Source organism: Vulcaniibacterium gelatinicum, assembly GCF_008033445.1.
Taxonomy (GTDB): domain Bacteria; phylum Pseudomonadota; class Gammaproteobacteria; order Xanthomonadales; family Xanthomonadaceae; genus Vulcaniibacterium_B; species Vulcaniibacterium_B gelatinicum.
Map to the genome: position 1 here is coordinate 14,458 of NZ_VNKO01000003.1, position 22,330 is coordinate 36,787.

The 22,330-nt window shown below is 71.4% G+C and carries 20 protein-coding genes; 4 read left to right on the forward strand and 16 right to left on the reverse strand.

Annotated elements, in window-relative coordinates; genetic code table 11:
- Positions 1-47: 47 nt before the first annotated feature.
- Complete coding sequence (gene lpxH / locus FPV26_RS02505) at positions 48-767, forward strand: UDP-2,3-diacylglucosamine diphosphatase (RefSeq protein ID WP_147652141.1); 720 nt, start codon at positions 48-50, stop codon at positions 765-767.
- Between the two features lie 216 nt (positions 768-983).
- On the opposite strand, the gene FPV26_RS02510 is transcribed toward lpxH, so the two are convergent.
- The 7 genes from FPV26_RS02510 to FPV26_RS02540 form a co-directional block, all read right to left on the reverse strand.
- On the reverse strand, positions 984-1,796 hold the full coding sequence (locus FPV26_RS02510; protein ID WP_147652142.1) for a ferritin-like domain-containing protein: 813 nt from the start codon (positions 1,794-1,796) through the stop codon (positions 984-986).
- Positions 1,797-1,800: 4 nt separating this feature from the next.
- The gene (gene purF / locus FPV26_RS02515) at positions 1,801-3,270 is read right to left on the reverse strand and encodes an amidophosphoribosyltransferase (RefSeq protein ID WP_147652143.1); all 1,470 of its coding nucleotides are present in this window, start codon (positions 3,268-3,270) and stop codon (positions 1,801-1,803) included.
- 39 nt (positions 3,271-3,309) lie between these two features.
- Positions 3,310-4,236 (reverse strand): SPOR domain-containing protein, encoded by a 927-nt coding sequence (locus FPV26_RS02520; RefSeq protein ID WP_147652144.1) that lies wholly within the window; start codon positions 4,234-4,236, stop codon positions 3,310-3,312.
- Positions 4,237-4,287: 51 nt separating this feature from the next.
- Positions 4,288-5,583, reverse strand: a complete 1,296-nt coding sequence (gene folC, locus FPV26_RS02525) for a bifunctional tetrahydrofolate synthase/dihydrofolate synthase (protein ID WP_425473035.1) — start codon at positions 5,581-5,583, stop codon at positions 4,288-4,290.
- 17 nt (positions 5,584-5,600) lie between these two features.
- Positions 5,601-6,245 (reverse strand): histidine phosphatase family protein, encoded by a 645-nt coding sequence (locus tag FPV26_RS02530; protein WP_147652146.1) that lies wholly within the window; start codon positions 6,243-6,245, stop codon positions 5,601-5,603.
- 2 nt (positions 6,246-6,247) lie between these two features.
- Positions 6,248-7,810, reverse strand: coding sequence for a phosphoglycerate dehydrogenase (gene serA, locus FPV26_RS02535; RefSeq protein ID WP_147652147.1), 1,563 nt, complete (start codon positions 7,808-7,810; stop codon positions 6,248-6,250).
- 258 nt (positions 7,811-8,068) lie between these two features.
- Entirely contained in the window at positions 8,069-10,180 is a 2,112-nt protein-coding gene (locus tag FPV26_RS02540) for a S46 family peptidase (RefSeq protein ID WP_147652299.1), read from the reverse strand.
- 260 nt (positions 10,181-10,440) lie between these two features.
- Between FPV26_RS02540 and tdh the strand changes: the two genes are divergently transcribed.
- Complete coding sequence (tdh, locus tag FPV26_RS02545; RefSeq protein WP_147652300.1) at positions 10,441-11,463, forward strand: L-threonine 3-dehydrogenase; 1,023 nt, start codon at positions 10,441-10,443, stop codon at positions 11,461-11,463.
- Between the two features lie 13 nt (positions 11,464-11,476).
- Here the strand turns inward: tdh and FPV26_RS02550 are convergent, their stop codons facing one another.
- Positions 11,477-12,151 (reverse strand): hypothetical protein, encoded by a 675-nt coding sequence (locus FPV26_RS02550; RefSeq protein ID WP_147652148.1) that lies wholly within the window; start codon positions 12,149-12,151, stop codon positions 11,477-11,479.
- Between the two features lie 80 nt (positions 12,152-12,231).
- Between FPV26_RS02550 and kbl the strand changes: the two genes are divergently transcribed.
- Complete coding sequence (gene kbl, locus FPV26_RS02555) at positions 12,232-13,455, forward strand: glycine C-acetyltransferase (protein ID WP_147652149.1); 1,224 nt, start codon at positions 12,232-12,234, stop codon at positions 13,453-13,455.
- Here the strand turns inward: kbl and FPV26_RS02560 are convergent.
- The 5 genes from FPV26_RS02560 to FPV26_RS02580 all read right to left on the reverse strand — a co-directional run bounded on the left by FPV26_RS02560 (position 13,412) and on the right by FPV26_RS02580 (position 18,259).
- Entirely contained in the window at positions 13,412-14,185 is a 774-nt protein-coding gene (locus FPV26_RS02560) for a pseudouridine synthase (protein WP_147652150.1), read from the reverse strand. The genes kbl and FPV26_RS02560 overlap by 44 nt on opposite strands.
- A 47-nt stretch (positions 14,186-14,232) precedes the next feature.
- Complete coding sequence (locus FPV26_RS02565; RefSeq protein WP_246109184.1) at positions 14,233-14,754, reverse strand: hypothetical protein; 522 nt, start codon at positions 14,752-14,754, stop codon at positions 14,233-14,235.
- Between the two features lie 232 nt (positions 14,755-14,986).
- Entirely contained in the window at positions 14,987-15,313 is a 327-nt protein-coding gene (locus FPV26_RS02570) for a hypothetical protein (protein WP_220429065.1), read from the reverse strand.
- Positions 15,314-15,539: 226 nt separating this feature from the next.
- Positions 15,540-16,616, reverse strand: coding sequence for an OmpA family protein (locus FPV26_RS02575; RefSeq protein ID WP_147652151.1), 1,077 nt, complete (start codon positions 16,614-16,616; stop codon positions 15,540-15,542).
- Positions 16,617-16,807: 191 nt separating this feature from the next.
- A complete protein-coding gene (locus FPV26_RS02580) occupies positions 16,808-18,259 on the reverse strand; it encodes a bifunctional 2-methylcitrate dehydratase/aconitate hydratase (RefSeq protein ID WP_147652152.1) in 1,452 nt (483 codons plus the stop codon).
- A 377-nt stretch (positions 18,260-18,636) separates the two neighbouring features.
- Between FPV26_RS02580 and FPV26_RS02585 the strand changes: the two genes are divergently transcribed.
- Positions 18,637-19,095, forward strand: a complete 459-nt coding sequence (locus tag FPV26_RS02585) for a cell wall hydrolase (RefSeq protein WP_147652153.1) — start codon at positions 18,637-18,639, stop codon at positions 19,093-19,095.
- Between the two features lie 99 nt (positions 19,096-19,194).
- Here FPV26_RS02585 and prpC read toward each other — a convergent pair whose 3' ends face one another.
- The 3 genes from prpC to FPV26_RS02600 form a co-directional block, all read right to left on the reverse strand.
- Positions 19,195-20,340 carry a bifunctional 2-methylcitrate synthase/citrate synthase gene (gene prpC, locus FPV26_RS02590; RefSeq protein WP_147652154.1) on the reverse strand — a complete coding sequence of 382 codons (1,146 nt, stop codon included), beginning with the start codon at positions 20,338-20,340 and terminating at the stop codon, positions 19,195-19,197.
- Positions 20,341-20,350: 10 nt separating this feature from the next.
- Complete coding sequence (gene prpB / locus FPV26_RS02595) at positions 20,351-21,226, reverse strand: methylisocitrate lyase (protein ID WP_147652155.1); 876 nt, start codon at positions 21,224-21,226, stop codon at positions 20,351-20,353.
- Between the two features lie 105 nt (positions 21,227-21,331).
- Complete coding sequence (locus tag FPV26_RS02600) at positions 21,332-22,318, reverse strand: malate dehydrogenase (RefSeq protein ID WP_147652156.1); 987 nt, start codon at positions 22,316-22,318, stop codon at positions 21,332-21,334.
- Between the last annotated feature and the right edge of the window lie 12 nt (positions 22,319-22,330).

A 22,330-nucleotide genomic window follows, 5' to 3' on the forward strand; every position in this document is an offset into this window, starting at 1 on the left:
TCTAGCCTCCCCGCCGGCGGCGGGGAGGCTCCGCCTACAATGCCGCGATGCCGACCCTGTTCGTTTCCGACCTCCACCTCGACCCCGCCCGCCCCGCGATCACCGAGCTGTTCGGCCGGTTCCTGGACGGCGAGGCGCGCCATGCCGACGCGCTGTACATCCTGGGCGACCTGTTCGAGGCCTGGGTCGGGGACGACGATCCGTCCGAGGCCGGCGCCTTCGTCGCCGGGGGCCTGGCAGCGCTCGCGCGCGCCGGCGTGCCGGTGTACTTCGTGCGCGGCAACCGCGATTTCCTGCTCGGCGAGGACTACGCCCGCCGCTGCGGCATGACCGTGCTGCCCGACCCGGCGGTGGTGGTGCTGTACGGGCGGCCGGTGCTGCTGATGCACGGCGACCTGCTGTGCACCGACGACACCGCCTACCAGCAGTTCCGCGCCCAGACCCGCGACCCCGAGTGGCAGCGCCGGTTCCTGGCCCAGCCGCTCGCCGCGCGCCTGGCGTTCGCACAGCAGGCCCGCGCCGCCAGCCGAGCGCACCAGGGCGCGCTCAAGGATGCGGGCACGATGGAGACGATCACCGACGTCTCCCCCGCCACGGTGTCGGCCACCTTCGCCCGCTACGGCATCGGCACCCTGATCCACGGCCACACCCACCGCCCCGCGGTGCACACGCACGAAGGCGGCACGCGCATCGTGCTCGGCGACTGGTACGCGCAGGGCTCGGTGCTGCGCTACCGCGCCGACGGCTTCCAGCTCGAAGCGCTGTAAGGCCCCTCGTCCTCTGCGCTTTTCCACCCACGCGCCCGGAACGTGGGGAGCCCGTCCATGGGGTCTCCCGGGCGGGACTGTCGGCGGCAAGGATGCCGCCGACAAGCCCACAGGGACGTGTTCACGGCGTGTCCCGCCCGGGAGACCCCATGGGCGGGCTGGCGACGAAACACGAGTGCCGCCTTGCAATGCCACCCTGGATCATGGCGGCAATCGCTACGACCGCGCCCCCGCATCCAACTGCTGCAACGCCTCCAGCTCGTCCGCATCGAACCCCGCCGCGCTGCGCGCCTCGAGGTTGAACGGCCCGTACAGCACCGGCCGCGCGTACTCCGCCAGCAACGCCCGGAACCGCGCCCGCGGCTCCACTCCCGCACGCTCGCAATGCCAGCGGAACCAGCGCGACCCCGCCGCCACGTGCGCCACCTCCTCGCGCAGGATCAGCTCGAGGATCCCCGCGGTCTCCTCGTCCCCCAGCGCCCGCAGCTTCGCGATCATCCCCGGCGTGACGTCCAGCCCGCGCGCCTCCAGCACCCGCGGCACCAGCGCCATCCGCGCCATGCCGTCGTGCGCGGTCTTTTCCGCCATCTCCCACAGCCCGTTGTGCGCGTCGAAATCGCCGTAGTCGTGGCCGAGCGCACGCAACCGCGCACGCAGCAACCGGAAATGGCGTGCCTCGTCCTGCGCCACCGACACCCAGTCGGCGTAGTACGCGCGCGGCAGGCCGCGGAAGCGGTACACCGCGTCCCAGGCCAGGTCGATCGCGTTGAACTCGATGTGCGCCACCGCGTGCACGAACGCGACCAGCCCCTCCGGCGTGCCGAACCCCCGCTTCGGCAGCGCGCGTGGCGGCACCAGCCGCGGCCGCGCCGGCCGGCCCGGCATGCGGATCGGCTCCGGCGGCGGCGCATCGTCGGGAATCGCCGACTCCCCGCGGGCGAAGGCTTCGGCCGCGGAGAACGTGGCCGCGACCTTGGCCTCCGGCGTGTCCGCGTCGAGGCAGGCGCGGGCGGCGGCGAACAGGTCCAAGGGATTACGACGCCCGCCGCTTCTTCTTCGCCTCGTCCGAACGCATCTGCTGCAGGCGCTCGAAATAGCCCGGCTCCACGCCGGTCACGTACTCGCCGCTGAAGCACGAACTGTCGAACCTGCGGCCCGGGAACTTCGGCCCGGCCACCGCCGCCTCGAGGTCGGCCAGGTCCTGGTAGATCAGCCAGTCGCAGCCGAGCAGCGCCTGCACCTCCTCCTCGCTGCGGCCGTGCGCGATCAGCTCCTCCGCCGACGGCATGTCGATGCCGTAGATGTTCGGGTAGCGCACCGGCGGCGCGGCCGAGGCCAGGTACACCTTGCGCGCGCCGGCTTCGCGCGCCATCTGCACGATCTGCTGCGAGGTGGTGCCGCGCACGATCGAGTCGTCCACCAGCAGCACCACCCGGCCGCGGAACTCGAGCGGGATCGGGTTGAGCTTGCGCTTGACCGACTTCGCCCGCTCGCCCTGCCCCGGCATGATGAAGGTGCGGCCGACGTAGCGGTTCTTGATGAAGCCCTCGCGGTACTTCACCCCGAGCACGTTGGCGATCTCGAGCGCGGCGTCGCGCGAGGTGTCCGGGATCGGGATCACCACGTCGATGTCGTGGTCCGGACGCAGGCGCAGGATCTTCTCGCCGAGCTTGACGCCCATGCGCATCCGCGCCTTGTGCACCGAGATGTCCTCGATCATCGAGTCCGGGCGCGCGAAATAGACGTACTCGAAGATGCACGGCGCGTGCGGGCGCGGCTCGCAGCAGACACGGGTGTGCAGCTCGCCGCGTGCGGTGACCACCACCGCCTCGCCGGGGGCCACGTCGCGCATGCGCTCGAAGCCGAGCACGTCGAGCGCGACCGACTCGGAGGCGACCATGTACTCGTCGCCGGCCGGCGTGGTGCGCCGGCCGAGCACCAGCGGGCGGATGCCGTTCGGGTCGCGGAACGCGACCAGGCCCAGCCCCAGCACCGCCGTGATCACCGCATAGCCGCCCACGCAGCGCCGGTGCACGCCGGCGACCGCGGCGAACGCGGCCTCCGGGTTCAGCGCCTTCTGCGTGTCGAGCTCGTGCGCGAACACGTTCAGCAGCACTTCCGAGTCGGACTCGGTGTTGACGTTGCGGCGGTCCTGCTCGAACACCTCGCGGCGCAGCGCGTCGGTGTTGATCAGGTTGCCGTTGTGGACCAGGGCGATGCCGTAGGGCGAGTTGACGTAGAACGGCTGGGCCTCGTCCGAGCCCTCCGAGCCGGCGGTCGGGTAGCGGCAGTGGGCGATGCCCACGCGCCCGGTCAGCTGCCGCATCGCGGCCTCGTCGAACACGTCGCGGACCAGGCCGTTGCCCTTGTGCAGGCGCATCCGGCCGCCGTCGGCGGTGGCGATGCCGGCCGCGTCCTGGCCACGGTGCTGCAGCACCGTCAGGCCGTCATACAGCGCGGCGGCCACGTTTCCGGTGCCTGCGATTCCGACGATGCCACACATGCGGGGTTCTCTCCGCGGCCGGGCCGCTGTGATGCGAAATCAGGGGTGCGGACGGACCAGGCCGTCGATGCCGAGCCGCGCCTTCACCTGCGCGCGCAGCTGCTCGGCCTCGGCGCGCGCGAGCACGGGCCCGACGCGCACGCGGGTCAGCGTGCCCTTGTCGGTGCTCACCTGCTCGGTGAAGGCGCTGAAGCCGGCGGCGCGCGCACGGTCGCGCAGCGCAACGGCCTCGGCGGGCTTGCTGAAGGCGCCGAGCTGCACGGCGAAGCCCACCTCGCTCGCGGCGGGCGGCTTGGGCGCCGGCATCGGCGGGGTGGCCGGCTTGGCCGCGGCGGTCGGCGCCGGCGGCTGCGACGGCGCCGGGGCCGGCTCGGCCGCATCCAGAGTCACCACCCGGGCGTCCACGTCGCCGCGCACCTGCTGCGCGCGCAGGCGGGCGGCCTCGGCCTCGGCGTGGGTGGCGAACGGGCCGATGCGCACGCGCTGCAGCGTCTTGCCCTCCGCCTGCACCGCCTCGCGCCAGGCCGGCATACGGGCGGCGCGCAGCGCGGCCACCTGCCGGTCGGCGGCGGCGACGCTGGCGTAGCTGCCGAAGTTCACCGCGTAGTCGCCGCCGGCGGTCGGCGCGGGCAGCTTGTCCTGCGCCGCGGCCGGCGCGGCCGCGTCCGGCTGCGGCGCGGGCTCGGGTTCGGATGCGGGTTGGGACGCCGCGGGCGCAGCCTCGCCCGCTGCCGCGGGCGTGCTCGCGTCCAGGCCGATCACGCCTTCCGCGGCGGCCGGCGCGGGCGCCGTCAGCGGCAGGTCGCGGGTCTCGTAATCGCCCTCCGGCGCGGCCGGCATCTCCAGCGGCACGTCCGACACGCCGCTCTCCGGCGCGGGCCCCTGCACCAGCATCGGCAGGAAGATCACCGCCAGCGCGACCAGCACGGCGGCGCCGACCAGGCGCTGTTTCAGGGCAGGTTCCATTCGGGAGCTCGGCGCGGCCGGCGGAGGACCGGCGTCAGGACAGCCGCGGAATTATACCCGCCGCTCCCGCGCCGCCCATGAACCGAGCACCGCCTGCGCCGCGGCGACGGTGTGGAAGGAACCGAACACCAGCACCCGGTCGCCGGCGCGCGCCTCGGCCCGGACCGCGGCGAGCGCCTCGGCCACGGTGTCGCAGCGGACGGCGGTGGCCGCGGCGGTGCCGGCCAGGCGCTCGGCGAAGGCGTCCACCGGCTCGCCGCGCGGCCCGGCCTGCTCCAGGCCGGCGATGCACCAGGCGTCCACCTCGTGCGCCAGCTCGGCCACCACGCCCGCCGCGTCCTTGTCCGCCAGCGCCGCGTACACCGCCCAGGTGCGGCCCGCATGCGGGCTGGCACGCAGCCAGTCCGCCAGGGCGCGCGCCGCCTGCGGGTTGTGGCCGACGTCGAGCAGCCAGGCCACGCCGTCGCGCTCGATCCGCTGCAACCGCCCCGGCACCATCGCCGCGGCCACGCCCTCGGCCAGCGCCGCCTTCGGCAGCGGCCGTCCGAGCGCGCGCAGGGCCGCGATCGCGGTGGCGGCGTTGCGCAGCTGCACCGGCGCGGCCAGGCGCGGCATCGGCAGCTCGACCGAGAACCCCACCTCGCGCCAGCGCCAGTGCTGCGCATCCACCGGTTCGAAGAAGAAGTCGCAGCGCGCGCGCACCGCCGAGGCGCCGATCGCATAGGCATGGCGCAGCACGCTCGCCGGCGGGTCGTCCTCGCCCAGCACCAGCGGTTTCCACGGCCGCGCGATGCCGGCCTTCTCCTGTCCGATCGTTTCCCGGTCCGGGCCCAGCCAGTCCTGGTGGTCCAGGTCCACGGTCGTGATCACCGCGACGTCGGGATCCACCAGGTTCACCGCATCCAGGCGCCCGCCCAGGCCCACCTCCAGCACCGCCAGGTCGAGCCCGGCGCGCTGGAACAGCCACAGCGCGGCGAGCGTGCCGTACTCGAAATAGGTCAGCGGCGTGTCCGCGCGCGCGGCCTCCACCGCCGCGAACGCCGCCGCCAGCGCCTCGTCGGTGGCCTCCACGCCGTCCACGCGCACCCGCTCGTTGTAGCGCAACAGGTGCGGCGAGGTGTAGGCGCCGACCTTCCACCCCGCCGCGCGCGCGATCGCCTCGATGAAAGCCACCGTCGAGCCCTTGCCGTTGGTGCCGCCGACGGTGATCACCTTGCGCGCCGGGCGCCGCAGCCCCATCCGCGCCGCGACCTCGCGCACGCGCTCGAGGCCGAGCGCGATGGCCTTCGGGTGCTGGCGCTCGATCCAGGCGAGCCAGTCGGCGAGGGAACGGGACATGGGCGGCATTGTAGGGACGGGCCGCGTCACAACGCGCGGTGCACGGCCTCGCCGAACAACGGGGTGTCATGGCTGCAGTCGTTCAGGCGCACCACTTCCAGGCGTTCGACATCGGGGCCCTCGAGCAGGTTCAGCGTGGTCGGCGCCTGGCGGAAGCTCCACAGCCGCGCCAGCGGCAGGCCGAGCACGCGGCACAGCAGGACGCGGTTGACCGCATCGTGGGCGACGATGAGCAGGGTGTCGTCCTCGCCCAGGCCCGCGCAGGCGCGCACCAGCGCCGGCCAGGCGCGGTCGAGCACGTGCTGCAGCGATTCGCCCTGCGGCATCAGCACCTCGTGCGGGGTATGGCGCCAGGCGTGCAGGCGTTCGCCGTCGCGTTCGCGGATCTCGCCGGCGAGCAGCCCTTCCCAGGCGCCGTGGGCGATCTCCATCAACCCCTCGTCGGTGCGCAGCATCGCCGCGCGCGCATCGCCCAGCGCCAGCTCCGCGGTGCGGCGCGCGCGCTGCAGCGGCGAGGACACGGCACGGGCGATGGCGACCTCGTGCAGGCGCACGCCGAGCGCGCGCGCCTGCGCCTCGCCCAGCGGCGAGAGCGGGATGTCGGTCTGGCCCTGGTAGCGGCCTTCGGCGTTCCACGGGGTTTCGCCGTGGCGGGCAAGCAGGATCTTCATCGTCACACCTGTTGCAGCGAGAGGATTCCCGGCGTCGCGCGCAACTGCGCGAGTTGGGCTTCGTCGAGGGGGCGGTCCACCGTGATCGCGGCGCGCGCGTAGCCGTCGCCGGCCGCGCCGAGGGCGAAGTTGACGATGTTGATCCCGGCCGCACCGAGCGTGCTGCCGACCACGCCGACCATGCCCGGGCGGTCCTCGTTGCGCATCAGCAGCACGTGCGCCTGCGGGTCGAACTCGATCTCCACCCCGTCCAGGCGCACCACGCGCGGGCCGCGGTGCAAGGTCGCCTCGATCTCGCGGGTGCGCTGCCCGTCCGCGACCTGGATCCGCACCAGGCGGTCGAAGCCGTCGCCATCGCCGCCCACCGTCTCCGACACGGTGAGCCCGCGCGCAGCGGCCTCGTGCAGCGCGTTCACCGGCGTGACCCGGCCGGAATGCTCGCCGAGCAGCGCGGCCACGAGCAGGCGGGTGAGCGGACGGGTGTCCAGCGCCTCGGTGCGGCCGGCGTAGGTGACGTGCAGGCCGGTCGGCGCCGGCACCAGCTTCGCGGCCAGGCGGCCGAGCGCCGACATCAGCGGCATCCACGGCCCGACCTCGCGTGCGGCCTCGGCCGACAGCGGCGGCAGGTTGACGCAGCCGGCGACCGCGCCGGTCTGCAGGAAGTCCACGATCTGGCGCGCGAGGATGGTGCTGACCGCCTGCTGCGCCTCGCTGGTGGAAGCGCCCAGGTGCGGGGTCAGGATCAGGCGCGGGTGCCGGCGCAGCGGCGAATCGGCGGGCAGCGGTTCGGTGGCGAAGGTGTCGAGCGCGGCGCCGGCGAGGTGGCCTTCGTCGAGCAGGCGCAGCAGCGCAGCCTCGTCCACCAGGCCGCCGCGCGCGGCGTTGATCAGCCACGCACCGCGCTTCATCGAACGCAGGCGCGCCTCCGACAGCAGGTGGGTGGTCTCCTTCGTGCGCGGCACGTGCAGGGTCACGATGTCGGCGCTGGCGAGCAGCTCGTCGAGGGATTTCAGCGGCACGCTGCCCTTGCCCGCCGCCGCCGGCGGCAGGAACGGGTCGTGCGCGATCACCTCCATGCCGATGCCCTGGGCCTTGCGCGCGACGGTGCTGCCGATCCTCCCCAGGCCGATCACGCCGAGGGTCTTGCCCTCCAGCTCGAAGCCGGTCAGCCCCGCCTTCGGCCACTCGCCGGCCTTCATCCCGGCGTCGGCGCGCGGGATGTGGCGGGCCAGGGCGAACAGCAGCGACAGCGCGTGCTCGGCCGCGGCCAGGGTGTTGCCGTCGGGCGCATTCATCACCGCGATGCCGCGCGCGGTGGCGGCGTCCACGTCAATGGTGTCCACGCCGGCGCCGGCGCGGCCGATCACCTTCAGCCGCGGCGCGGCGGCGATCGCCTCGGCGGGTACCTGGGTGGCCGAGCGCACGATCAGCACGTCCACGTCCGCGAGCGCGGCGGCGAGCCGGGCGGGGTCCTTGATCGGGTCGGAGGTCTCGACCTGCCAGCCCGCTTCGCGCAGCAGGGTCAGGCCGTCTTCATGGATGCCGTCGCAGGCCAGGATCTTCATGTTTCGCAGGCTCCGGTGAGGGAAGGGAGCGCGGAAACCTGCGGGCCGGCACTGCGTGAAAGCCGCTGGAGCGCCGCGGGACGGGCCCGGGCGCGGAACCACTCACGTGTCGGGAGACGGGGCCGGCTGGCATGGGAATCCGCGACCGGCCCAGCGTAACAGAGTCCGGCCCTGTCGCGACCGGCCAAAACGAAAGTGCCCGTCCGAAGACGGGCCCCCTCGCGTCGGATCGGGCCGGCCACCGGCCCGGGTGGCATCTCATTCCGCCGCCTGCACCCCCTGCCCCGCCGACGGCACACCCATCTCCGCCAGCAGCGCCGGCGCCGGCATCACCTCCTGCATGATCCAGCGCATGTAGCGCTGGTCCACCGCGATCATGCGCGTCATGGTCGGATCGAACACCCAGTTCGAGCTCACCGACTCCCAGTTGCCGTCGAACGCCAGCCCGACCAGCCGCCCGTACGCATCGAGCACCGGCGAACCGGAGTTGCCGCCGGTGATGTCCAGGTCGGACAGGAAGTTGACCGGCACCGTGCCCAGACGCGGATCGTCGAGGCCGGCGTAGCGCTTCGCAGCGATCGCCTCCAGCTGCACCTTCGGCGCGTCGAACGGCTCCTCGCCGGTGGCCTTGGCCGCCACTTCCTCGAGCCGGGTGAATTCGGTCTGCACGCTGCCGTCGGCCTTGGTGTAGCCCATCACGTTGCCGAAGGTGATGCGCAGGGTCGAGTTGGCGTCCGGATACACGAACTGGCCGCGGCTCTTCTTGTAATCGGCCACCGCCTGCAGGTACCGCGGCCGCGCCACCAGCGCCTCGCCGGTGCGGATCTTGGCCTCCTCCTCGAGCTTGAGCACGGTCGGCATCACCGCCACCGCGAACCGGATCGCCGGATCGTCGCTGGCCTCGAACGCGGCGCGGTCGGCGGCGAACCACTGCATGCGCGCCTCGAGGTTGCCGAGCCTGCTGCCGGCGAGCGTGTCGAGCGCGCGCTGCACCGCCGCCTCGTCGTTGCCGCCGAGCCAGGCGTCCACCGCCGCCACGCGCTGCGCCGCCGGCAGCTTGAGGTACTCGCGCAGCCAGTACTCGACCAGCTTGCGGTCCATCTCCGGGTGCCAGCGGCGGTCCATCTGCTTCAGCGCGCCCTCGATCGAAGGCAGGTCGCGCTCCTGGTACCCCAGCTCGCGCTCGACGTCGGGCTTCTGCTTCTCGATCGCCAACCGGTACAGCGAGGCGGCCGCGCCGAGCACGCCGCTGCTGCGCAACTGGCCGAACACCAGGTCGCGCTCGCGCGTGGCCCGCGCCTGCGCCGCCAGCGCCACCAACGTCCGGTGCGCCTGCAGCGCGGCCCGGCCCTTCGCGCCCTGGCCGCGCAGCCAGGCCAGCACGGCCTGTTCCTCGGCCTGCTTGGCCGCAGCCGCGCCGATGCGCTTGAAGCCGTCGAGCTGGCCGTCATAGTTCTTCATCGCGTTCTGCCAGCTGCGCACCGTGTTCGCGTACTTCACCGCGATCTCGGGGTTGCGCTTGCCTTCGGCCTCCACCAGCGCCACCAGGCGCTTGTAGTGGCCGCCGACCACCGGATAGGTCCACTCCGCGGTGTCCCGGAACTCGTCGAGCAGGGCATAGCGGTTGGTGCGGCCGGGGTAGCCCGCGACCATCACGAAGTCGCCCGCGCCCAGCGGCCGGTCGGCGAGCTTCAGCCAGCGCCGGGGCTGGTACGGCACGTTGTCGGGCGAGTACGCCGCGGGCTTGCCGTCCTTGCCGACGTAGGCGCGGTAGAAGGCGAAGTCGCCGGTGTGGCGCGGCCACATCCAGTTGTCCACCTCGCCGCCGTAATTGCCCACGCTGCCCTGCGGCGCGTAGACCAGGCGCACGTCCTTGATCTCGAGGTTGCGGAACAGGCGGTAGGCGGCGCCGCCCATGAAGCTGGCCACGCGGCAGCGGTAGCCGGGCTCGGCCTCGCACTCGGCGACCAGCGTCTTCTCCATCGCGTCGGCCGCGCGCGTACGCGCCAGCGGGCCGTCGGCGGCGGCGATCGCGGCCTGCATCTGCGCGGTCACGTCGCGGATGGACTCGAGCACGTAGATGCGCGCGTTCGGCCCGGCCGACAGCTCCTCGGCGGTGCCGGCGGCGACGAACCCGTCCTTCATCAGGTTCTTCTCGGGCGTGGAGTTGAGCTGGATCGCGCCGTAGGCGCAGTGGTGGTTGGTCACCACCAGCCCCTGCGGCGAGACGAAGCTCGCGGTGCAGCCGCCGAGCGAGACCACCGCGCCCATCGGATCGCCGGTGAGGTCGGCGAGCTGGGCCGGGTCGAGCTTCAGGCCGGCCTGTTTCAGCGGGCCGGCGATCTCCGGCAGTTGCTGCGGCACCCACATGCCTTCGCCGGCATGGACGGCCTGGACGAGGCCGGAGGCGGCGAGGGCGAGGGCAAGGGCGAGACGGGTCGGACGCACGGACGGATTCCCCGGGTGAAAGGATCCCGGAGTTTAGCCCGCCCCGTGCGCCGCGTCGGGCATGACCGAAGGCACGGGCGACGCGGGGCCGTCGCGGCACGGCGCGTATAATCCGCGCCCTCGCCGCGCAATGGCGGCGCCGCCGGCCCTGCCCCATGTCGCAGTCCCCCTTCCCCGCCACCATGCGCGCGCTGGTCAAGCGCGAGGCCGCCAAGGGCATCTGGATGGAACAGGTGCCGGTGCCCGTGCCGGGCCCGAACGAGGTGCTGATCCGGCTCGAGAAGACCGCGATCTGCGGCACCGACCTGCACATCTACCTGTGGGACGAGTGGAGCCAGCGCACGATCCGGCCGGGGCTGGTGATCGGGCACGAGTTCGTCGGCCGCATCGCCGAACTCGGCCCGGGCGTGACCGGTTACCGCGTGGGCCAGCGAGTCAGCGCCGAAGGCCACATCGTCTGCGGCCACTGCCGCAACTGCCGCGGCGGGCGCCAGCACCTGTGCCCGAACACGGTGGGCATCGGCGTCAACCGCGACGGCGCGTTCGCCGAGTACATCGTCATGCCGGCCAGCAACCTGTGGCCGATCCCGGACCAGATCCCGAGCGAGCTGGCCGCGTTCTTCGACCCGTTCGGCAACGCCGCGCACTGCGCGCTCGAGTTCGACGTGGTCGGCGAGGACGTGCTGATCACCGGCGCCGGCCCGATCGGCATCATCGCCGCCGGCATCTGCAAGCACATCGGCGCACGCAACGTGGTGGTCACCGACGTCAACGACTACCGCCTCAAGCTCGCCGCCGACATGGGCGCCACGCGCGTGGTCAACGTCGCCAACACCTCGCTCAAGGAGGTGATGGCCGACCTGCACATGGAAGGCTTCGACGTGGGCCTGGAGATGAGCGGCAATCCGCGCGCGTTCAACGACATGCTCGACTGCATGTACCACGGCGGCAAGATCGCCCTGCTCGGCATCCTGCCCAAGGGCGCGGGCTGCGACTGGGACCGGATCATCTTCAAGGGCCTGACCCTGCACGGCATCTACGGCCGGCGGATGTACGAGACCTGGTACAAGATGACCCAGCTGGTGCTCGGCGGCTTCCCGCTGCACAAGGTGCTCACCCACCAGCTCCCGATCGAGGAGTTCCAGAAGGGCTTCGATCTGATGGAATCGGGCAGGGCCGGCAAGGTCGTGCTGAGCTGGAACTGAGCGGGCGGCCGCCTCAGGCCACCCGCACCCGCAGCCCGTCGCGCCGCCAGCGCGCGGCCAGCACCGCGAACATCGCGGTCAGCCACAGGCCGAGGTGCCACTCGAGCACGTTGCCCCAGCGGTCGTTGGCCTGCTCGTCGAGCACGAAGTACTCGCGCGCGATGCTGGCCAGCCCCAGCGCCATGAACCCGGCGGCGACGATCAGCAGCGGACGATAGGCCGGCGGCCGCGGCGGACGCGACAGCGCGGCCAGCGTCGCCAGCAGCGCCAGGTAGGTGCCACCGAAGTAGAGCTTGACGCCGTAGCGGCGCAGCACCGCGTAGATCTCGCCCTCGCTGCCCAGGAACGTGGCGTACAGGGCCAGGAACGCGCCGGCCACCAGCCCCAGCCACGGCAGCAGCCGCGCCGGGCCGCGCGCCGTGCCCCGCAGCCACTGCGCCACCGCCAGCCAGCACAGCACCTGCAGCGCGGCGCAGGGCAGCATGACCATGCGGAACAGGTCGTTGCCCAGGCCGTGGCGCGCGGCGCGACTGATCGAAACACAGCCCTGCGTGTAGGGATTGCAGTCGGGGATCAGGCCATCGCTGACCGACAGCCACCAGGCCAGGTGCGCGGCCAGGAACGGCAGCAGCGCGCACAGCAGCGGCAGCGGCCAGAGCGGGAGTCCGGGGCGCGGAGCGTCGGCCATGGCGCATGCTAGCGCCCGTGGCCGGCGGCCGCGAGCCGCTAGAATGCCGGTCCTCGCGCAGTTCCCCACAGGATCCCGCCATGTCCAGCGCCCCGGCCTCCGCCCGGCCCACCCTCACCCGGCGTTACGCCGACACCCTCGACGAGATCCGCGCCCAGGGCCTGTACAAGTCCGAGCGCATCATCACCTCGCCGCAGTCGGCGGAGATCACGCTCGCCGACGGCCGCACGGTGCTGAACTTCTGCGCCAACAACTACCTCGGCCTGGCCGACCATCCGGACATCATCGCCGCGGCCAAGCAGGCGCTGGACACACACGGCTTCGGCATGGCCAGCGTGCGCTTCATCTGCGGCACGCAGGACCTGCACAAGCAGTTGGAAAAGACGATCGCCGACTTCTTCGGCACCGAGGACACGATCCTGTACGCGGCCTGCTTCGACGCCAACGGCGGCCTGTTCGAGCCGCTGCTGGACGAGAACGACGCGATCGTCTCCGACGCGCTCAACCATGCCTCGATCATTGACGGCATCCGCCTGTGCAAGGCCAAACGCTACCGCTACGCCAACTGCGACATGGCCGATCTCGAGCGCCAGCTGCAGCAGGCGAAGGCCGACGGCGCGCGCACGATCCTGATCACCACCGACGGCGTGTTCTCGATGGACGGCTTCATCGCCCCGCTCGACGAGATCACCGCGCTGGCCCGGAAGTACGACGCGCTCGTGCACATCGACGAATGCCACGCCACCGGCTTCCTCGGCCCGACCGGCCGCGGCTCGGCCGAGGTCAAGGGCGTGATGGACCGGATCGACATCTTCACCGGCACGCTGGGCAAGGCGATGGGCGGCGCGCTCGGCGGCTTCACCACCGCCAGGAAGGAAGTGATCGAGCTGCTGCGCCAGCGCTCGCGCCCGTACCTGTTCTCCAACTCGCTGCCGCCGCACGTGGTGGCCGCCGGCATCAAGGCGTTCGAGATGCTGGACGCGGCCGGCGAGCTGCGCCAGCGGCTGGCCGAGAACACCCGCTACTTCCGCGAGCGCATGACCGACGCCGGCTTCGACCTCAAGCCCGGCACGCACCCGATCTGCCCGGTGATGCTGTACGACGCGCCGCTGGCGCAGCGCTTCGCCGAACGCCTGCTCGAGGAAGGCATCTACGCGATCGGCTTCTTCTTCCCGGTGGTGCCCAAGGGCCAGGCGCGCATCCGCACCCAGATGAGCGCGGCGCACACCCGCGAGCACCTCGACCGCGCGGTGGACGCCTTCACCCGCATCGGCCGCGAGCTGGGCGTGCTGAAGACGGGCTGAGCATCGGCGCCAATGCCCGCACCTCGGCGGGCGCGAGGTGCCGCCAGGCGCCCTTGGCCACATCGCCGAGCACGACCGGGCCGATCGCCACCCGCACCAGCCGCAGCACTTCCACCCCGCAGGCCGCGAGCAGGCGCCGGATGTGCCGGTTGCGGCCTTCGTCCAGCACCAGTTCGAGCCAGGCGTTCCGCTCGCCCGCGCGCAGCAGGCGCGCCGATTTCGCCGCCAGGTGCTCGCCGTCGCAGGCCACGCCGGTTTCGAGCCGGGCCAGCAGCGCCGCGTCCGGTATCGTGTCCACCTGCACGTGGTAGGTCTTGTCGGGCCCGCGCGCCGGGTCGGTGATCGCCGCAGCCCACACGGGGTCGTTGCTGAACAGCAGCAGCCCCTCGCTGGCCTTGTCCAGCCGTCCCACCGGCGCCAGCCACGGCAGCCCGGCGCCGTCGAAGCAGCGATAGACCGTCGCCCGCCCCTGCTCGTCGCGCGCCGTGGTGACCAGGCCGCGGGGCTTGTTCAAGGCGAGGTACAGCCGCGGCGCGGCATCGAGCGGCGCGCCGTCGAGCGTGATGCAGTGCCGGCCCGGAGCGATCGGGTGTTCCGGATCGCGCACGATGCGGCCATCCACCCGCACCCGTCCGTCGCGGATCCGGCGCGCGGCCTCACTGCGCGAGCACACGCCGTGCCGCGACAGCACGCGGGCCAGGCCATGGCGGGGCGGACGCTGCTGCCTCATGCGCGGACGGCCGCGGTGGCCGCGGCCGTCGAAACGGGGGTGCCGGCTCAGCGCTTCTCGTCGCCCGGCGCCTGCGGCGCAGGCGTCGGCGCGGCCTGGCCCTCCGCCGGTGCCGCCGCCGATGCCGCACCGCGGGCCACGCGCACTCCGCGCGCCTTCATCCAGGCGTCGAACTCGTCGGCGGTCATGCGCTTGCCGTTCTGGTGCATGTTGAAGCGCCAGGGCGTGTTGTCGAACTGCGTGCGCGGCTTGTAGGTGGCCGGGTCAATGACGTCGGCGGCCGGCGAAGGCGCCGGCTGCACGCTGGCGACGTTGCGGCACTGCTCGATCTTCAGGCGCAGCAGCACCTGGTCCACCGACTGCGCCTCGTCCAGGGCCTGGGCCAGCACCCCGCTCGGTGCCCCGAGCTGATGGATCGGGGTCACCAGTTCGGGCGCCACCGGCGGCAGCACCGTCGGCCGCACCGGCAACGCCGGCGGCGCGGCGAGTGCGGCGCAATCGGCCGGACTCTGGGCCTGCGCGGCCGCGACCAGCCCCCACAGCGACACCCCGATCAGCACGCGATGCATGCCCCACCTCCCGCACGAACTCGCCGCAGTGTAGGCCACGTCCCGGAGCGGCACAACGAACACGCTCTCCCGCGGCCGAATTGTGACGGCAGGCAGGCTCTCGCTCCGAATTCAGCAGGACGCCACCCCCGTCGGGGCGGCGCGCCCAGCGTCTCCCGCGGCTTGGGCGACGGCTTCTGCCGGCGCCGCGTTCGTACCGCTCAGCCACCGCCCTCGACGGAGCGAGGTTTGTTCAGTTCTCAGGCTCGGGCTTGCGCACGCACTTGTAGTCCGTGCTGTGCGGACCGTAAGAGACCGGATGCGTCCCGCGCGGGCACTTCGGGCGCAGCGGCTGGATGCTTTGCTGCTGCCTGTCCCGGGGCGTGGATTTCGTCTTGATCACGAGGCGACCTGCTTGCGGCTGCGGTTGCTGCTCCGATTGCGGCTGTGCGGAGACATTCCCGGCCGTGGCGTCGGCGGTGGCACCACCCTTCTGACCGTCGGCGGCGTACAACGGCACGGCGACGGCCAGGGCGGCCAAGGCGGCGACAGTGCGGAAGCGACGAGCGACATGTTTCATGGGACGGCTCCTTTCGGTCACGGAAAAATCGGCGCTCCCCTTTCCGGGATGGGGTGGCTCAGGCACCGGGTTTCTATCGCTTGGCCAAGACAGCAGTCAACCACTGCGACCCCGTTCATTCGGGTTGCCGTCAGGTCATGCCGGCACGCCGCATGCGCCCCAAAAGGAAGAAGCCCGGCCAGGCCGGGCTTCTTCGATACCGCTACCGCTCCATGCGATCGGCAGATCAGTTCTGCGCGTTCAGCTCGGTGCGACGGTTGGTTTCGCTCTTGCAGCCGGGGAACGCATCGCCCAGCGACTCGAGCGGACGGCTCTCGCCGTAGCCGTTCGGACCCGCCAGACGCGCGGCGTCGATGCCGTTGCTGGTCAGGTAGTCGTACACCGCGCGGGCGCGGCGCTCGGACAGGCCCTGGTTGTACTCGTCGCTGCCGCACTCATCGGTGTGGCCCGCGACCTCGACGCGCAGGTCCGGATACCGCTTCAGGATCTCGATCGCCTCGTTCAGGATCGCGATCGCGTCCGGACGCAGCTCGGACTTGTCGAAGTCGAAGTTCACGCCCTTGAGGTCGATGGACACCGGCACCGGGCAGCCGTCCGGACCGATGGTCTGACCCGGCTGCGAGCCCGGGCACTTGTCGTCGCAGTTGTTCACGCCGTCGCGGTCGTCGTCCAGGTCGGCGCAGCTCGGCGCGACCGGGGCCGGCGCGACCGGGGCGGTCGGCTCGGGGCCGAGCGGGATGACCACGCCCACCGAGGCGAGCAGGTCGGCGAACCAGTCCTGGTTGCGCGCGCTCACACTCTGGTCGTCGAAGTCGGCGCGATAGGCGAGCTCGGTGCGCAGGCCCACGCGACCCATGTCGCCCTGCATGCCCACGCCCACCTTGGCCGCCAGGTTGCCGTTCTTACGCTGGGCAGGCGAGTTCGGGCTCGGAATCACATACTCCTCCTCCGAGCGCTGGTAGCCCAAGCCCATCAGGAGGTACGGATGCCAGTTGTCCCCGCCCGCGTTGAAGTGGCGGCGCAAGTCGAAGGAGATGCCGTACTGGCTCCAGAGCAGATTGCGGTTGGCCTCGAACTTGGGGTTCTGGTAATTCAGCTCGGCGTCGAGCGACCAGTTCGGGCTGACGAACTTGCCCAGGCCCAAGCCTAAGAACGGAGCATTGCGGGTTCCGCGTTCAGAGTCCTGGATGTTGAAACCCGCCGAGCCAGTCACGTACCAGCGGTCGTCGAAGTCCTGGGCCGTAGCGGCCTGCGCGGCGAACAGACCGCCGAGCAGCGCGACGCTGAGAAGTTTCTTTTTCATGCTCAACTCCTTGATCAGGGTATTAAGAAACCGGTACAGCGCGAATCGATTGGACGGCCGTCAGCACGCCATCTCGGGCACCCTAGGTGCGGCCGCGTGAAAGCCGCGTTAACGCTAACATAACAGATGGGCCGCCGGCCACCCGCGCGGCGGGCGACCCATTCAGGTTCGCTCCGACTTCAGTCCGGATATCAGACCCGGTAGAGGTTCAGGTAATCCGAGATGGACATCGCCTCCAGCTCGGCCGGATCACCGGCCAGCTCCATCAGGCGGTCGGCCTGGGCCCTGGACAGGTGGGCGCGGATGGCGGCCTCGAACTTGGCCATCAACACCGGGATGCCCTCGGCGCGGCGGCGGCGGTGGCCGATCGGGTAGTCGATGGACACCTTGTCGGTGGCGGTGCCGTCCTTGAAGAACACCTGCACCGAGTTGCCGATGTAGCGCTTGTCCGGGTCGAAGTAGTCCTTGGTGAACTGCGGGTTCTCGCGCACCGTCATCTTCTCGCGCAGGGCGTCGATGCGCGGGTCGGCGGCGACGGCGTCGGTGTAGTCCTCGGCGGTGAGGCGGCCGAAGATCAGCGGCACGGCGACCATGTACTGGAGGCAGTGGTCGCGGTCGGCGTAGTTCGCCAGCGGGCCGGTCTTGTCGATGATGCGCACGCCGGCCTCCTGGGTCTCGATCTCGACCCGCTCGATCTCGTCCAGGCGGTCCTTGACTTGCGGATGCAGCTGCATCGCGCACTCGACCGCGGTCTGGGCGTGGAACTCGGCCGGGAAGCTGATCTTGAACAGCACGTTCTCCATCACGTACGTGCCGAACGGGCGCTCGAAGCGGAACTCCTGGCCCTTGAAGGCGACGTCGTAGAAGCCCCAGGTCTTGGCGGTCAGCGCGCTCGGGTAACCGATCTCCTTCTTCTGCACCGCGTTCAGGGCGTGGATCACGGCGCGGCGGCAGGCGTCGCCCGCGGCCCAGCTCTTGCGCGGGCCGGTGTTCGGGGCGTGGCGGTAGGTGCGCAGCACGCCGTTGTCGATCCAGCTGTGCGAGACGGCGTTGATCACCTCATCCTTCGTGCCGCCGAGCATCGCGGCCGAGACCGCGGTCGAGGCCAGGCGGACCAGGATCACGTGGTCCAGGCCGACCCGGTTGAAGGCGTTCTGCAGGGCGTACACGCCCTGGATCTCGTGCGCCTTGACCGCCCACTTCAGCACCTCGCCGACGGTCATCGGCTCGTCGCCGTCGCGCACCGCCTGGCGGCTCTTCCAGTCGGCCACGGCCAGGATCGCGCCGAGGTTGTCCGACGGGTGGCCCCACTCGGCCGCCAGCCAGGTGTCGTTGAAGTCGAGCCAGCGCACCAGGGTGCCGATGTTGAACGCGGCCTGGACCGGGTCGAGCTCGAACGAGGTGCCCGGCACCAGCGCGCCGCCGGGCAGGATCGCGCCGGGCACGATCGGGCCGAGGTGCCGCACGCACTCGGGGAACTTCATCGCCAGCATCGCGCAGGCCAGCGAGTCCATCAGCATGTAGCGCGCGGTGTCCAGCGCCTCCTTCGACTCGACCTGATAGTCGAGGACGTAGTCGGCGACGGCGACCATCGGCTGGTCGGGATTGGGGCGGGCGGCGGAACGGAGGTCGTAGTGGCTCATGCGCGGCTTCGCGGGCGAGAGGGAAGCCCGCTATTTTGCCAGAGCCGCGACAGGCGCCCCCGCCACCGCCAAAAGCATCGGAAAATCAGTGGGTTCCGATCCGCGTTCAGCCGGAGTTCGGTTTCCGGCCGTTACCGTGCGCGCGCTTTCCGGCCCGCCGCCGTTCAGGCGGGCACCGGCGCCGGCCCCCTCCCCGGCCGGCGCCCGGGCAAAGGCAGCCGCAGAGCCGCCGCCTTCGTATTGCGAATCCTTCGCAAGAGCCCGGCCATCCCTGGCCGGACTTTTCACGACGCCATGCCGGTCCCCGGCGCCGATCCCGTCTTCCCATGGAGCGGGGGCGGCACCGCCCGGCGCAACGGAGCAAGGAGTCCGACGACATGAAGCTGGCCTGGATCCTCTGGCTGTCGCAGATCCTGCCGCAGCCCGCCGCCGATTCGCTGTGCCTGAGCGCCACCGTGTACCTGGAGGCCCGCGACCAGTCGGTGCGCGGCCAGCAGGCGGTGGCCGAGGTGGCCCTGCGCCGTCGCGACAGCGGCCTGTGGGGCGACAGCGTGTGCGAGGTGGTCACCGCCCGCAAGCAGTTCGCGCCGACCCTCGTCTCCCCCCACACCCGGCTGAGGAACACCGAGGCCTGGGCACGGGCGGTCACCGTGGCCCTGGAGGCCGAGCGCAACTGGGCCCTGCCCCCCGGCCGGCGCAAGGAGCTGGTGCCGGGCGCCAGCCATTTCGCCGCCCACGCCCTCGCCAGCCCGAGCTGGCGCAACGCCTACCAGGTGGCGGTGATCGGCGACCACACCTTCTACAAGGTCCAGGCCCTGCGGCCGCGCGGTTCCTGAGTTTCGTTGCCCGGCGGGCATGAACGAAGAGGCCGCGCATCGCTGCGCGGCCTCTTCCACGTCCGGCGCTGGCGGCATGCGCGGGGAAGTCGCCAGGCCTCAGCGCCGCTCGATCGGCACGTACTCGCGGTCTTCCGGGCCGACGTAGTTCGCGCTCGGGCGGATGATCTTGCCGTCCTCGCGCTGCTCGATCACGTGCGCGCTCCAGCCGGTGGTGCGCGCGATCACGAACAGCGGGGTGAACATCGGCGTCGGGATGCCCATCATGTGGTAGGCGGACGCCGAGTACCAGTCGAGGTTCGGGAACATCTTCTTCAGGTCCCACATCAGCGTCTCGATCCGCTCGCTGACGTCGAACAGGGTCTGGTTGCCGCCCTCCGCGCAGAGCCTGCGCGAGATCTCCTTGATGATCGGGTTGCGCGGGTCGCCCACGGTGTACACCGGATGGCCGAAGCCGATGATGATCTCCTTGCGCTCCACCCGCGCGCGGATGTCGGCCTCGGCCTCGTCGGCGCTGCGGTAGCGGGCGATGATGTCCATCGCCACCTCGTTGGCGCCGCCGTGCTTCGGGCCGCGCAGCGCGCCGATCGCGCCGGTGATGCACGAATGCAGGTCGCTGCCGGTGCCGGCGATCACGCGCGCGGTGAAGGTCGAGGCGTTGAACTCGTGCTCGGCGTACAGGATCAGCGACTTGTCGAGCGAGTCGGCGTGCAACTGCGACGGCGGCTCGCCGTGGAGCAGGTGCAGGAAGTGGGCGGCGACGCTGTCGTCGTCGGTCTCGACATCAATGCGGCGGCCGTTGCGGGTGAAGTGCCACCAGTACAGCAGCATCGAGCCGAAGCTGGCGATCAGGCGGTCGGCGATGTCGCGCGCCTCGGCGGCCGGGTGCCCCTCGCGCTCGGGCAGCACGGTGCCGAGCACCGAGCAGCCGGTGCGCAGCACGTCCATCGGGTGGGCATTGGCCGGCACCAGCTCCAGCGCCTCCTGCACGATCGCCGGCAGGCCGCGCAGGCGCTTGAGCTTGGCCTTGTAGGCCTTCAGCTGCGAGGTGGTGGGCAGCACCCCGTGCACCAGCAGGTGCGCCACCTCCTCGAAGGTGGACCGGGTGGCCAGGTCCTTGATGTCGTAGCCGCGGTAATGCAGGTCGTTGCCGCTGCGGCCCACGGTGCACAGCGCGGTATTGCCCGCGGCGGTGCCGGACAGGGCGACGGACTTCTTGGCCTTCGGGAGGACTTGCTCGGTCATCTGCCTGCTCTCACTTCTTCGCGAAAAGGGTGTCGAGCTTGCGCTCGTACTCGTGGTAGCCGATCCGCTCGTACAGCTCCTCGCGGGTCTGCATCATGTCCACCACGTTGCGCTGGTGGCCGTCGCGGCGGATCGCCTCGTACACGGCCTCGGCCGCCTTGTTCATGGCGCGGAACGCCGACAGCGGGAACAGCTGGATCGCCACCCCCGCCGAGGCCAGCTCCTCGCGCGTGAACAGCGGCGTCTTGCCGAACTCGGTGATGTTGGCCAGCACCGGCGCCTTCACTGCCTCGACGAAGCGGCGGTAGGTGTCGAGGTCGTAGGCAGCCTCGGCGAAGATGCCGTCGGCGCCGGCCTCCACGCACGCCAATGCGCGCTCGATCGCCGCGTCCACGCCCTCCACCGCGATCGCGTCGGTGCGGGCGATCAGGAAGAAGTCCGGATCGGTCCTGGCGTCGGCCGCGGCCTTCACCCGGTCCACCATCTCGCCCAGCGGCACGATCTCCTTGCCGGGGCGGTGGCCGCAGCGCTTGGCGCCGACCTGGTCCTCGATGTGGCAGGCCGCCGCGCCGGCCTTGATCAACGACTTCACCGTGCGCTCGATGTTGAATGCGCTCGGGCCGAAGCCGGTGTCAATGTCCACCAGCAGCGGCAGGTCGCACACGTCGGTGATGCGCCGGGTGTCGATCAGCACGTCCTCGAGCGTGTTGATGCCGAGGTCGGGCAGGCCGAGCGAACCGGCGGCGACGCCGCCGCCGGAGAGGTAGATCGCACGGTAGCCGGCGCGTTTGGCCAGCAGGGCATGGTTGGCGTTGATCGCGCCGATCACCTGCAGCGGCTGCTCGGCGGCCAGGGCCTGGCGGAATCGTGCGCCGGGGGATGGCATCGTGGTTCGGCTCCCGTCAAGTGAAAGCCACGGAGCGGCACGGATGAACACGGATCATTGTCTTCTCATCCGTGTCCATCCGCGGAAACCCGTGGCGGGGGCGCTTTAGCCCAGCAGGTGAGCGACACCGGCGCGTTCTTCTTCCAGCTCGGCAAGCGTCTTGTTCATGCGCTCGCGGCTGAAGTCGTCGATCGGCAGGTCGCGCACGATGCTGTACTCGCCATTCTGCGTGGTCACCGGGAAGCCGTACATCACGCCTTCCGGGATGCCGTAGCTGCCGTCGGACGGCACGCCCATGGTCACCCACTTGCCGTTCGAGCCCAGCAGCCAGTCGCGCACGTGGTCGATCGCCGCATTGGCCGCCGAAGCCGCGGACGACAGGCCGCGCGCCTCGATGATGGCGGCGCCGCGCTTGCCGACGGTCGGGATGAACACGTTCGCGTTCCACTCCGGGTCGTTGATCATGTCCTTCAGCGACTTGCCGCCGGCGGTGGCGAAGCGGTAGTCGGGGTACATGGTCGGGCTATGGTTGCCCCACACCACCAGGCGCTCGATGTCGCCGACCGCCACGCCGGCCTTGGCCGCAAGCTGGCTCAGCGCGCGGTTGTGATCGAGGCGCAGCATCGCGGTGAAGTTCTTCGCCGGCAGGTCGGGCGCCGACTTCATGGCGATGTAGGCGTTGGTGTTGGCCGGGTTGCCGACCACCAGCACCTTGACGTCGCGGCTGGCCACCTCGTTCAGCGCCCGGCCCTGCTCGATGAAGATCTTGGCGTTCTCCAGCAGCAGGTCCTTGCGCTCCATGCCCGGGCCGCGCGGCTTGGCGCCGACCAGCAGGGCGACGTCGGCGTCCTTGAACGCCACACGCGGATCGTCGGTGCCGACCATGCCGGCGAGCAGCGGGAACGCGCAGTCCTCCAGCTCCATCATCACGCCGCGCAGCGCGGCCTGCGCCTTCTCCAGCGGCAGTTCGAGCAGCTGCAGGATCACCGGCTGGTCCTTGCCGAGCATCTCGCCCGAAGCGATGCGGAACAGCAGGGCGTAACCGATCTGGCCGGCGGCACCGGTGACGGCGACGCGGATGGGCTTCTTCATGGGGGGCACTCC